Annotated in this window: 9 protein-coding genes; 6 read left to right on the top strand and 3 right to left on the bottom strand. The window is 68.1% G+C overall.

All coding sequences use genetic code 11. The features are described from left to right. Window positions 1-2: 2 nt before the first annotated feature. The 3 genes from AWB89_RS06805 to AWB89_RS06815 are packed head-to-tail and all read right to left on the bottom strand — an operon-like array spanning window position 3 to window position 3,982. Window positions 3-1,601, bottom strand: a complete 1,599-nt coding sequence (locus AWB89_RS06805; RefSeq protein ID WP_085172434.1) for an AMP-binding protein — start codon at window positions 1,599-1,601, stop codon at window positions 3-5. Between the two features lie 12 nt (window positions 1,602-1,613). Beyond that, window positions 1,614-2,360, bottom strand: coding sequence for a GntR family transcriptional regulator (locus tag AWB89_RS06810; protein WP_085172436.1), 747 nt, complete (start codon window positions 2,358-2,360; stop codon window positions 1,614-1,616). Next, window positions 2,360-3,982 carry a Vgb family protein gene (locus tag AWB89_RS06815; RefSeq protein ID WP_085172439.1) on the bottom strand — a complete coding sequence of 541 codons (1,623 nt, stop codon included), beginning with the start codon at window positions 3,980-3,982 and terminating at the stop codon, window positions 2,360-2,362. Before AWB89_RS06815 ends, AWB89_RS06810 begins: the two co-directional genes overlap by 1 nt. A 213-nt stretch (window positions 3,983-4,195) precedes the next feature. On the opposite strand from AWB89_RS06815, the gene AWB89_RS06820 reads away from it, so the two are divergent. Genes AWB89_RS06820 through AWB89_RS06845 form a run of 6 tightly spaced genes read left to right on the top strand, consistent with a single transcriptional unit; the run spans window position 4,196 to window position 12,102 of the window. Beyond that, the gene (locus tag AWB89_RS06820; protein ID WP_085172441.1) at window positions 4,196-5,053 is read left to right on the top strand and encodes an SDR family NAD(P)-dependent oxidoreductase; all 858 of its coding nucleotides are present in this window, start codon (window positions 4,196-4,198) and stop codon (window positions 5,051-5,053) included. Further along, window positions 5,050-6,426 (top strand): aromatic ring-hydroxylating oxygenase subunit alpha, encoded by a 1,377-nt coding sequence (locus tag AWB89_RS06825; RefSeq protein WP_085172443.1) that lies wholly within the window; start codon window positions 5,050-5,052, stop codon window positions 6,424-6,426. Before AWB89_RS06820 ends, AWB89_RS06825 begins: the two co-directional genes overlap by 4 nt. After that, entirely contained in the window at window positions 6,423-8,279 is a 1,857-nt protein-coding gene (locus tag AWB89_RS06830) for a flavin-containing monooxygenase (RefSeq protein WP_085172445.1), read from the top strand. Before AWB89_RS06825 ends, AWB89_RS06830 begins: the two co-directional genes overlap by 4 nt. Beyond that, window positions 8,272-9,207, top strand: a complete 936-nt coding sequence (locus tag AWB89_RS06835; protein WP_085172447.1) for an SDR family NAD(P)-dependent oxidoreductase — start codon at window positions 8,272-8,274, stop codon at window positions 9,205-9,207. The genes AWB89_RS06830 and AWB89_RS06835 overlap by 8 nt, the downstream gene beginning before the upstream one ends. 19 nt (window positions 9,208-9,226) lie before the next feature. Further along, window positions 9,227-10,384, top strand: coding sequence for a CaiB/BaiF CoA transferase family protein (locus tag AWB89_RS06840; RefSeq protein ID WP_085098748.1), 1,158 nt, complete (start codon window positions 9,227-9,229; stop codon window positions 10,382-10,384). A gap of 2 nt (window positions 10,385-10,386) precedes the next feature. Beyond that, window positions 10,387-12,102 (top strand): thiamine pyrophosphate-binding protein, encoded by a 1,716-nt coding sequence (locus AWB89_RS06845; protein WP_085172449.1) that lies wholly within the window; start codon window positions 10,387-10,389, stop codon window positions 12,100-12,102. The last annotated feature ends 17 nt before the right edge of the window (window positions 12,103-12,119 follow it).

Raw genomic sequence — 12,119 nt, forward strand, 5'->3', positions numbered from 1 at the left:
CCTTAGTCAGCCCCACTGAGCGCGGCTCGGATCTGATGCTTCAGTATCTTCCCGGCGTCGTTTTTCGGAAGCGCCTCCCAGATGACAACTTGTTCCGGCGCTTTGAATTTCGCGACGCCCCTGCTCTCCAGGAGCGACAGGAGGCTCGCGACGTCCGGCCTCGCCGTGCCCGCGGGCACGATCACCGCGCAGGCCCTTTCCCCAGTGCGTTCGTCGGGTAGCCCAACGACGGCAATCTCCGCGATGCCAGGGTGCGCGGCGAGCAGATCCTCGACCTCCTTGGCGGAGATGTTCTCGCCGTTGCGGATGATCACGTCCTTGGCCCGCCCGGTCACCACCAGGTAGTGCTCGTCGATCCAGCGCCCGAGGTCCCCGGTGCGGAAGAACCCCGCCGCATCGAACGCGCCGGCGTCGTCCTCGGGATGCCGGTACCCCAGCAGCATCTGCGGGCCGCGCACGCAGATTTCCCCGTCGCCGGGCGGCGCGGCGTCGTGCGCGGTGAGCTTGATCTCGGCGATGCCGGGCCTCCCGTCGGTCGCCGCGGCCCAACCGGCTTCGTCGCGCCGGGGCGCGCCGACCGTCGCCACCGGCACCTCCGTGCAGCCGTACACCCGGGTGACCACCGCCTGCGTGAAATACCCTGCGGCGCGGCGGATCAGCGCGGGCGACACGGAGGCGCCGCCGCAGATGAACACCTTCAGGTCCGGCAGCCGGGTGCCGGCGCGCTCGGCGGCGGACAACAACTGCTGCAGGAACGGCGTCGCCCCGGCCATGTGGGTGCACCGCTCGGCGCTCATCAGCGACACGGCCGCCGCGGAATCCCAGCGCTCCATCAGCACCGCGGTGGTGCCCAGCAGCAGGGGGCATTCGAACGCATAGATCGAGCCGCCGATGTGGGCGATCGGCGAGGGGACCAGGAATGCGTCGCCCGCAGAGATGGCCCAGCTGTCGCTGATCTGACAGATCAGCGCATGCACCGAGTTGTGGCTGTGCAGCACGCCTTTGGGTCGGCCGGCGGTGCCGGAGGTATAGAGGATCATCCGCACGGCGTCGGGGTCCAGCGCCGGCAGCGCCGCGGCGTCCCCTTGATACCCGAACAAAGCCCGGTACGGCGTGTGGTGACCGGGCTCGCCGCGCAGCACCACCACTTCGGGGGCCGGGCGCAACGCGGCGGAGACGCGTTCGAGCATCGCCGCGTAGTCGTAGCCGCCGAAGCGGTGCGGGACGAAGACCATCGCGGGTGTGGCGTCTTCGAGGATCACACGCAGGTCGTGGTCGCGCAGCGACGGCAGGATCGGGTTCACCACCATGCCGGCCAGCGTCGCGCCTAGGTAGATGACGGCGGCCTCGTGCCAGTTCGGCAGCATGAACGACACGACACTTCCGGCGGGCATCCGCGACAGCAGGGCGTGCGCCAACTCGTTGGCCTTGCGGTGGAGCGTGGCGCAGTCCAACCGAGTGTCCCCGTCCACCACCACCGTTCGCTGCGGTGCGGCCTGCGCCGCCGCGCGCAGCGCATCGGCCAGCGTGGTGTGCACCCACAACCCACGGCGGTACGCGTCCGCCGCGAGTGCCGTGTCGTGGTGCGTCCGAGCGATCACCGCCGCGTCGCCTCAGTCCGCATCGTTCACGCGGCGCATGGTCATCGCGTAACGAAAACTCGACGACAGGTGCGTGTTGATCGTCACCTGAGCGACCTCGCCGTCGGAGGTCTTGTACGTCCGGCGCATCTGCAGCGCCGCGGTGCCCGGCTCAACTCCCAGACCGTCGGCCAGCTCCCGGGGGAGCAGCACGGCGGCGATTTCCTGGCGCAACTCGGCGATGCTCACCCCGAACAGGTCCTCGATCAGCGGGAAGATCGGCCCGGTGTGGCGCTGCAGGAGCCTGCCGACCGCGGCGAACGTGCGGTTGATGTAGTACTCCGTTCGGCACAGCGGCACCGACGCGCCGTCGGCCCGCCGGTAGCCGCGCACCGACAGCCACTGGGTGCCGACCTGAAGCCCGGTCCGATCGGCGAGTTCGGCATCGATCGTCACCATCTCGTTGGACTCGATGGTCAACTGCGCGCCGGCGGCGAACGCGAGCAGATCGTCGATCGACATCGTCTCCTGCGCATAGGAACTCGACGCCGGCCGGGGCACCACCCGGGTGCCCGCGCGCGGCCGCGACGCGACGAGGTTGTCCTCGCGCAGCCGGCGCAGCGCCTCGCGGACCGTGTAGCGGCTGACCGCGAATCGCTCACACAATTGGTGTTCGGTCGGTAGTTGCGAGCCCACCGGGTACACGCCGTCGACGATCTCCTTGCGCAGGGTGCGCGCGATCTGTAGATAGCGGTGCTCGCTGGAGAGGGCTTGCGACATCAGCGGCCGCCCCGGGAGCGGCGCAGTGCCAGGACGCTGCCGTCACCGTCGGCCGCGACATAGAGCGTCCCATCGGCGGCGGCGGCGACGCCGGCGAACGGGCCCTGCGGGCCGGAAAACGGCGGCATGCCTTTCAGCGGCTTGGGCACCACGCCCGCTGGGGGGCCGACCGGTAGGCCCGACGCGACGGTCTGCCGGGTCCCGCTGTTCATATCGAACGCGATCAGTTCCTTGGCGCCGGCGTCGACGACGTAGAGGAGGCCGTCGCGCACGCAAATGCCCTGGGGGCGTTGCAAGTCGGTGACCGCGGTGTCCATCCGCGACCCGTCCACCCTGACCACCCGCCCGCCGCCGGCCTCCGCCACCAGGCAGGCCCCGTCCGAGGTGACCGCGACACCGACCGGCTCGCGCAGGCCGGTCGCCAGCTCTTCGACACCTCCCGAGCGCAGCGACAGCAGCCGCCCCGTGCCCAACTCCGCGAACACCACGCCGCTCGGGCTCAGGGCGACACCATAGAGCTGGTCGAAACCGTCCGCCAGCACGTCGGTTTCGCTCGCCTCCGGCCGGTAACGGGCGACCTGGCCGCCCGACGTCGTGACGACGAACTCGCCGGGTCCGCTTGACTCGACGCCGCGCAGAAACCCGGGATAGCCGGGGCTGAACAACATTCCCACGGTGTGCAGGGAGCCGTCGGGCAGGGCGGCGTAGAAGTAGGTGCCGTCGGCGATGAAGAGCCGCCCGTCGTGGCCCACCGCCAGGTCCATCGGCCAGTTGAGCCCGCCCGGCAGCACGGATCGCGTTGTGCCGTCCGGCGATACCTCGGTGATCTCGCCGGTGAAGTTGGATACGAACAGCCGGTCGCCGACGAACGTGCAGTTGTCCAGGCCGGGATTGAGCTGGGCCAGCAGGCGCCGTTCGCCGTTGCGGGGATCGATGCGCAGCACCTGTCCGCTTGCCACCTGCGTCGAGACGATGTGGCCCTGCGCGTCGAACTTGACCGAGTCCGGCACGCCGAGATCGCCTGCGACACAGTGCGGCTCGCCCCCGTCGGGGTCGATTCGCCAGATCTCGTTGGCACCCATCACCGGGAAGTACAGCAGGCCGTCGGGCCCGACCTCCATCGCGTTCGGTGACGGCACGTTCTCCAGGAGCACCCGCGGCGGTCCACCCGCCAGGTCGAACTCGAGCAGCCGCCCACCCTCGCGGCATTCGCCGACGAACAACCGGTCCCGATAAAAGGTGATGCCGTTGGCCGACGGCACGTCGTCGCGCAGCACGCGCGTTCGACCGCCGGTGTCACGCGCGCTGACCCGGCCGTCCATCACCTCGGTCGCGTAGAGATTGCCGGCGGCGTCGAACGCTACGTCGTCGGGCGCGACGATGTCGCCGCCCTTGGGGCTGGCGGTCGTCAGCTCCCCGGTGCGGTGGTCCAGCGCGCTGATCTGACTGCCGGTCACCTGGGCGATGTAAATGCGGCCGTCCGGGCCGGTGCGCAAGCCGTTGGCGCCGAACAGCCGGCTGGGCGGCGTGACCCGCTCGATCTCCCACCCCTCGGCCGCGTCGAGTGGCTGTGCCACCGGATAGCGCGAGGGCTGCGTTGCGCTGGCCCGTGAAATGGACATGCCCTGCCAAGGTCCTTCCGTCAGCCGATTGAGCTGGACGTTATCAACTCCTCGTAGTCCAGACAATAGGTGCCAACTCGGCCGGTCTCGGCCTTGACAGCCACCTTCGCCGATGGGAATAGTGTTCTCCAAACGACAGAACGCAGTATTTTGTCCAGACAAAGCGGCAGGTCTGTGGGCGGCCGGCGTTGTCTGAGGCAGGGAAAGCAGGGCATGGACGATCGCGACGATTTTCTGGGGCTCCGCGGTCGCGTCGTGGTGGTTTCCGGCGCCGGCGGTGGCGGCATCGGCACGACCGTCACGACCATGACCGCCCGGGCGGGCGCCACGGTGATCGCGGTGAGCCGGTCGAAGGAAAATCTGGACGAGCACATCGCCCCGCTGGCGCACCAGGGCCTGGCGGTGATTCCCGTCGCCGCGGACGTGTCGACCGAGGAAGGCATCGCCGCGGTCATCGACCAGGCACGGCGCGTCGACGGCAGCCTGTACGGCCTGGTCAACGTCGCGGGCGGCGCCCAGCCGGCGACGTGGATGCCGTCGACCCGGGTGACGCGAAGCGACTGGCGCAAGATCTTCACCGACAACCTCGAGACGGCGTTTTTCATGAGCCAGGCCGTCGCCGCCGAACTGGTCGAGCAGCAGCTCCCCGGATCGATCGTGTCGATCTCCTCGATCAGCGGCATGAACACCGCGCCGTTTCACATCGCCTACGGGACCGCCAAGGCCGCCGTCGCCGCGATGACCCGCACCATGGCGCTCGAACTGGCGCTGGCGCGCATTCGGGTGAATGCCGTGGCGCCGGGCGTCACCGAGACCGCGGCGTCACGCACCTACGTCGACGACGACCCGGACCGCGACAGGCAGGCGATCGCGATGGGCCGGCGCGGGCGGCCCGAGGAACAGGCCGGCGCGATCCTGTTCCTGCTCTCGGAGCTGTCCAGCTACGTCACGGGCCAGACGCTGCTGGTCGACGGCGGCCTCGACCTGAGATGGAGCCATCTGGCCGCCGACAACACCTCCTTGTTCCTCAAAGACGAGTCCTTCCGCGCGGCAATGAGGAGGATGCGATGACGGATCTGGCCAAAGACGTGAATACCGCGGCGGCCGAGGAACTCTCGAAACCGATGACGATCGGCGTCGACGCGTACATCAGCGAGGACTACGCCCGCGCCGAGCGCGACAAGCTGTGGCGAAAAGTCTGGCAACAGGTAGGCCGCGTCGAGGAGCTGCCCGAGGTGGGCAGCTACCTGACCTACGACATTCTCGACGACTCGATCATCGTCGTGCGCACCGCCGACAACGAATTTCGCGCGCACCACAACGTCTGCATGCACCGCGGCCGGCGCCTCATCGACACACCCGAGGGCGCGAAAAACGCCCGCGGCCGCGCCCGCAAGTCGTTCGTCTGCGGTTTCCACGGCTGGACCTACGGCCTGGACGGCGCGTGCACGCACATCCGCGAACAGCAGGACTGGCAGGAAGCGCTGACACCGGAGAACACTCACCTGGCGAAGGTCCACGTCGACACGTGGGGCGGCTGGATTTTCATCAACATGGACACCGACCCCGAGCCGCTGGCCGACTACCTGTTTCCCGCCGCGAAGATTCTCGACCCGTTCGGGTTGGAGAACATGCGCTACAAGTGGCGCAAGTGGTTGAACTTCGATTGCAACTGGAAGGTCGCGCTGGAGGCCTTCAACGAGACCTACCACGTCTACACAACCCATCCGGAGTTCAACAAGTTCGGCGAATTCAAGGGGTGGGCCAAGGCGCAGGGCAAGCACAGCAACATCGGCTACGACGCGCCGGATGACATGGAGGCCACCAAGTCCAAGATCCGGCTGGGCACGGGCGACCCGCGCATTTCGACCGCAGAGATGCAGATCTACACGATGGAGGAAACCAACACCTCCACCACGGAGACGCTGGTGAACGCCGCCAAGCGGTTGGTGGACGAACTGCCCGAGGGCACGCCGCCCGACAAGGTGCTCGAGCACTGGCTGTCCTCGGCGCGCCGCGACGACGAGGCCCGCGGCGTGGTCTGGCCGACGATCCCGCCCGACATCCTCGGGCAGGCGGGTACGGCGTGGCAGATCTTCCCGAACTTCCAGATCGGTCAGGGCCTGACCGTCGCGCTGTGCTACAGCGCGCGCCCCCATCCCAGCTACGACCCGAACAAGTGCATCTTTGAGGTGTCGGTATTCGAGCTGTACCCGAAAGACCAAGAGCCGCAGACCGAATGGGAGTACACACCGGTGGGCGACCCGCGCTGGCTGTCGGTCCTGCCCCAGGACTTCTCCAACATGGCCGCCGTGCAGCAGGGCATGAAGTCGCTGGGCTTTCCGGGCACCAAGCCCAACCCGTACCGGGAACGCAGCACCGTCAACCTGCACTACCAACTGTCGAAGTACATGGGCACCGGTGAACCGAAAGAGATTCGATGACGACCTTCGACAGCTGCGGACCAACCGACGTCCCGCAAGACATCGACATCGACGCGCTGCGCGAGAAGTACCTGCACGAGCGCGACAAGCGGCTGCGTCCCGAAGGATCCAAGCAGTATCTGGAACTCACCGGCGATTTCGCGGAATTCTCGGAGGTGGATCCGCACACGCCGGTGACCCCGCGCACGCCGATCACCGAGGACATCGAGGTAGCGGTTCTCGGCGGTGGCATCGCCGGCCTGCTGGCGGGCGCCTACCTCAAGAAGTCCGGCGTCGACGACGTTCACGTCATCGAGATGGGCGGGGACTTCGGCGGCGTCTGGTACTGGAACCGCTTCCCCGGGATCCAGTGCGACAACGACGCGTACTGCTACATCCCGATGCTCGAAGAGCTCGACTTCATGCCGAGCAAGAAGTTCGCCGACGGCGCGGAGATCTACGACCACTGCCGCCGCATCGCCAAGCATTTCGGGCTGTACGACGGGGCGATCTTCTCCACCCAGGTCCGCACGATGCGCTGGGACGACTCGATCAAACGCTGGCGGCTGCGCACGAACCGCGGCGACGACATCCGCGCCCGCTTCGTGGTGATGACGCAGGGCTCCTACAACCGGCCGAAGCTGCCCGGGATCCCCGGCCTCATGGACTTCAGGGGCCACGTGTTCCACTCGGCGCGCTGGGATTACGACTACACGGGTGGGGACGCGAACGGCGGGCTGCACAAGCTGCACGACAAGCGGGTGGCGCTCGTCGGTACCGGCGCGACCGGCGTGCAACTGGTTCCGCACCTGGGCCGGGACGCCCAGCACCTCTTCGTGTTTCAGCGGACGCCGTCGTCGGTGGACGAGCGGGGAAACGAGCCCACGAATCCGGACTGGGTGGCCTCGCTGCAGCCCGGATGGCAGGCGGAACGCAAGCGCAATTTCCATCGATGGTCGCCGTTCGAGGGCGTGGTGTTCGACGCGGCGGATCAGGTCTGCGACTTCTGGACCGAGCTGGGGCGCAACATGACTGCGCGGATCGCCGCCAGTGACGACCCCGCGTCGCTGGGCATCGAGCAGATCATGGCGATCCGCGAGGAGGAAGACTACAAAATCATGGAACGGCTGCGGCGCCGGATCGCCGACATCGTCGAGGACCCCGATACCGCCGAATCGCTCAAGCCGTACTACCGGTTTCTCTGCAAACGGCCGTGCTCGAGCGACGAATACCTGCCGACCTTCAACAACCGCAACGTCACGTTGATCGACGTGTCGGAGTCCAAGGGCGTGGAACGGCTCACCGAGAACGGCATCGTCGCCAACGGCGTTGAGTACGAAGTCGATTGCGTGATCTTCGCGAGCGGCTTCGAGATCTCGACCGAGATCAGCCGCCGCTATGCGGTGGAAGCGATCGAAGGCCGCGGCGGCCTGTCGCTCTTCGATCACTGGCGCGACAGCTACAAGACGCTACACGGCATGACCACGCGCGGCTTCCCTAACCAGTTCCACACCGGCTTCCTGCAGGGCGGCGTTTCGGCCAACACCACCGCGATGTTCGAGCAGCAGGCCGAACACATCGCCTACATCATTTCCGAAGCGATCAAGCGCGGCGCGACCACCGTCGAACCGAGTCAGCAGGGACAGGACAACTGGGTCACCACGATCCGGGAACTCGCGATCGACAACTCCGCGTTCGAAGTGACCTGCACGCCGGGCTATTACAACAACGAGGGCGGCGGCGGGGGAGAGGGCATCCGCTCGTTCCTCGGGGAGCCCTACTCGCCCGGCTTCTACGCCTTCGACGACCTGCTCAGGGAGTGGCGCGCCAAGGGCGACCTCGACGGTCTGGTGCTCGAGAACACCGATGGCTGACTTGAGATTCGACGGCAGGGTAGCGGTGGTCACCGGGGGAGCCCGGGGGCTCGGCCGCTCCTACGCCATGCTGCTGGCGTCGCGCGGCGCGAAGGTCGTCGTCAACGACCCCGGCGGCGGCCTCTCCGGCGACGGCGCCGACGCCCGCCCGGCCGACGAAGCGGCGCGCGAGATCGTCGCCGCCGGCGGCCAGGCCATCGCGAGCACCGACTCGGTGGCCACCGCGGACGGCGGCAAGGCGATCATCGCCGCGGCGCTCGATACGTACGGCCGCGTCGACATCCTCGTCCACAACGCCGGAAACGTCCGCCGCGGCTCCCTGAAGGAGATGGACTACGAAGACTTCGACGCCGTGCTCGACGTCCACCTGCGCGGCGCGTTCCACGTGGTGCGGCCGGCGTTCCCGGTCATGTGCGAGGCGGGATACGGGCGCATCGTGCTGACTTCCTCCATCGGCGGCCTGTACGGAAACCAGGACGTGGCCAACTACGCCGCCGCGAAGGCCGGCGTGATCGGCCTGTCCAATGTCGCGGCCATCGAAGGCGCGGCCGACGGCGTGCGGTGCAACGTGATCGTGCCGGCCGCGGTGACCAGGATGGCCGCCGGCATCGACACCTCGGCCTACCCGCCGATGGGCCCGGAACTCGTTGCGCCCGTGGTGGGTTGGCTCGCACACGAAAGCTGTTCGGTGACCGGGGAGGTGTTCATCGCGTTGGCGGGCCGCGTCGCGCGGGCGGTCGTCGCCGAAAGCCCCGGCGTGCACCGGCCGGCCTGGACGGTCGAGGACGTCGGCGAACACCTCGACGCGATCCGAAACATCGAGGCGCCGTTGGTGTTTCCACCCGTTCCCGACGGCCACCAACAGCACATCCGCTACAGTTTCGGCCTCGCGCGGCGCTCCAGCGAGCGGGGCGTGCTCCATGGCTAGCCGAGAGGGCACGGGACCACTGGCCGGTGTGCGGGTCGTCGACCTCACCGCGATGGTGATGGGGCCGTACTGCACGCAGATCATGGCCGACATGGGCGCCGACGTGATCAAGGTCGAACCGCCCCAGGGCGACAACACCCGTTACATCTCGGTCGGCCCCGCACCCGGCATGAGCGGGGTGTTCGTCAACGTCAACCGCGGCAAGCGCAGCGTCGTGCTGGACCTGCACACCGACGCCGGAACGCAGGCGCTGCGCGCGCTCATCGAGACCGCCGACGTGTTCATCCACTCGATGCGCGCCAAGGCGATCGCCAAGCTCGGCTTCGCCTACGACGACGTCGCCGCGATCAACCCGGCGATCGTCTACACCAACTGCTACGGGTACGGGCGGCGCGGGCCCGAACGGGACCGGCCCGCCTACGACGACACCATTCAGGCCGAGTGCGGCCTGCCGGCGGTGCAACAGCAACTGACCGGCGAGGCCGACTACGTCGGAACGATCATGGCCGACAAGGTCGCCGGGTTGACCGCACTGTATGCGACGACCATGGCGTTGTATCACCGCGAGCGCACCGGGGAGGGGCAAGAGGTCGAGGTCGCGATGTTCGAGACCATGGCCTCCTTCATGCTGGTCGAACACGCCAACGGCGCGCTGTTCGACCCGCCGCTGGGGCCGGCCGTCTATCCGCGAACCGTGGCGCCCAACCGCCGCCCGTATCGCACCAGTGACGGCTACATCGCCGCGCTGATCTACAACGACAAGCACTGGGACGCCTTCATGAACGCCGTGCGGCCGCCGTGGGCCAGCGAGCTGTATTCGACGCTGGAACAGCGGGCGCACCAGATCGACACCATCTATGGATTGGTCGCCGAGACGATGAAGCAGCGCTCGACGCGCGAGTGGCTGGAGCTGTTCGGAGAGCTCGAGATCCCGGCCGCGCCGCTGAACACGCCCGGCGCGCTGTTCGACGACCCGCATCTGAACGCCGTCGGCATGTTCCAGACCGTCGACAGCCCACACGGTCCGGTGCGCTTCCCCGGCGTGCCCACCTGGTTCTCCCGGACGCCCGGTCGCGTTGCCGGGCCGGCCCCGGAACTCGGCGCCGACACCGCACAAGTGCTCGAAGAGCTCGGCGCGAGCGTGGTGGCCCCAGCTCGCGATGGAAAGGAATTGTGACCATGGCCGTGCCCGTCTACAAGCGCATCCTCGACCTGTTCGAGGCCGAGGGCGTGAACACGTTGTTCGGCATCCCCGACCCGAACTTCGTGCACATGTTCGCCGAGGCCGACGCCCGCGGCTGGTCGGTGGTGGCACCGCACCACGAACTGAGCGCGGGATTCATGGCCGAGGCGGCGTCACGGATGACCGGTAAGCCCGGTCTGTGCATCGGCACGCTCGGACCGGGAATGGCCAACATGGCCGGTGCGATCCAGTGCGCGCTCGTGGAGAACTCGCCGGTGATCTTCCTCGGCGGCCAGCGCGCCCGCATCACCGAGCGCCGCGTGCGGCGCGGACGCATCCAATTCGTCCGCCAGGAGCCCCTTTTCGCCTCGTCGGTCAAGTACAGTGCGTCCATCGAGTACGCCACTCAGACCGACGAGATCGTCCACGAGGCGATCCGCCGGGCCATGTCCGGCACCCCGGGCCCGGCCTACATCGAGTACCCGTCGCACGTCATCCTCGAGGAGCTCGACGTGGCGGATCCGCCGCCGCCCGACCGCTACCGGCTGGTCAACCAGACCGCGGGTGAGCGCGAGGTGGCCGAAGCGGCGAAACTGATCCGGGCGGCAGAGAGCCCGATCCTGTTGGTCGGACACGCGGTCCACACATCGCGCACCGGCGCGGCGGTCCGGGAGCTCGCCGACCTGATGGCCTGCCCGGTGATCCAGACCTCCGGCGGCACCTCGTTCATCGCCGGCCTCGAGGACCGCACCTTCGCGTACGGATTCTCGCCGGCGGCCGTCGAGGCGGTGGTGCAGTCCGATCTGTGCGTCGCGCTCGGCACGGAGCTCGGCGAGCCCAGCCACTACGGCAGGACCCGCCACTGGGCTGAGAACGACGCACGACGGAAATGGATTCTGGTCGAACAGGATCCGGTGGCCATCGGCGTCAACCGCCCCATCGACGTCCCCCTGGTCGGTGACCTGCGTGGCGTGGTGCCCCAGCTGGTCGAAGCGCTGCGGGGCAGCCCCAGGAAGGCTTCGGCCGAGCTGGACCGCTGGATCAAAGACGACGCGGCGGAGCTGGCACAGCTCGCGGAGAACGCGCCGACCGGCCGCACACCGATCCACCCGGCGCGGTTCGTCGTCGAGGCCACTCGAGCTTTTGCGGCGTTCGCCGCAGATGGCATCCTGGTCCGCGACGGCGGCGCGACCGTGATCTTCCAGTGGACCTACTCGCAGGCCAAACCGCGCGACGTCATCTGGAACCAGAACTTCGGCCACCTCGGCACCGGCTTGCCCTACGCGATCGGGGCGTCGGTCGCCGAGGGCGGCAAGCGCCCGGTCATGCTGCTGACCAGCGATTCGGCCTTCCTCTTCCACATCGCCGAGCTGGAAACCGCCGCGCGGCAGCAGCTTCCGCTGGTCTGCGTGGTGGGGGTCGACCATCAGTGGGGCCTCGAGGTGGGCGTCTACAAGCGCACCTTCCCCCAGCCCTCGCCGCAGCCCGGCGTGCACTGGAGCAAGGACGTCCGCCTCGACAAGGTCGCCGAGGGCTTCGGCTGCCACGGCGAGTACGTCGAGAAGGAGGACGAGATCGGCCCGGCGATCGAGCGGGCCTACGCGAGTGGCAAGGCCGCCGTCGTCCACGTCTGCATCGACCCGAAGGCCAATTCCGAGGAGATGCCCAAGTACGACGAATTCCGCACCTGGTACGCAGAGGGCACCCAGTAGGTAGTTAAGGAGTAGGC

This window comes from Mycobacterium paraense, assembly GCF_002101815.1.
GTDB classification, from domain to species: domain Bacteria; phylum Actinomycetota; class Actinomycetes; order Mycobacteriales; family Mycobacteriaceae; genus Mycobacterium; species Mycobacterium paraense.

Coding starts and splice junctions, on each gene's coding strand:
- AWB89_RS06810 (WP_085172436.1), bottom strand. CDS start 2,360: ATGTCGCAAGCCCTCTCCAGCGAGCACCGCTATCTACAGATCGCGCGC.
- AWB89_RS06815 (WP_085172439.1), bottom strand. CDS start 3,982: ATGTCCATTTCACGGGCCAGCGCAACGCAGCCCTCGCGCTATCCGGTG.
- AWB89_RS06820 (WP_085172441.1), top strand. CDS start 4,196: ATGGACGATCGCGACGATTTTCTGGGGCTCCGCGGTCGCGTCGTGGTG.
- AWB89_RS06825 (WP_085172443.1), top strand. CDS start 5,050: ATGACGGATCTGGCCAAAGACGTGAATACCGCGGCGGCCGAGGAACTC.
- AWB89_RS06830 (WP_085172445.1), top strand. CDS start 6,423: ATGACGACCTTCGACAGCTGCGGACCAACCGACGTCCCGCAAGACATC.
- AWB89_RS06835 (WP_085172447.1), top strand. CDS start 8,272: ATGGCTGACTTGAGATTCGACGGCAGGGTAGCGGTGGTCACCGGGGGA.
- AWB89_RS06845 (WP_085172449.1), top strand. CDS start 10,387: ATGGCCGTGCCCGTCTACAAGCGCATCCTCGACCTGTTCGAGGCCGAG.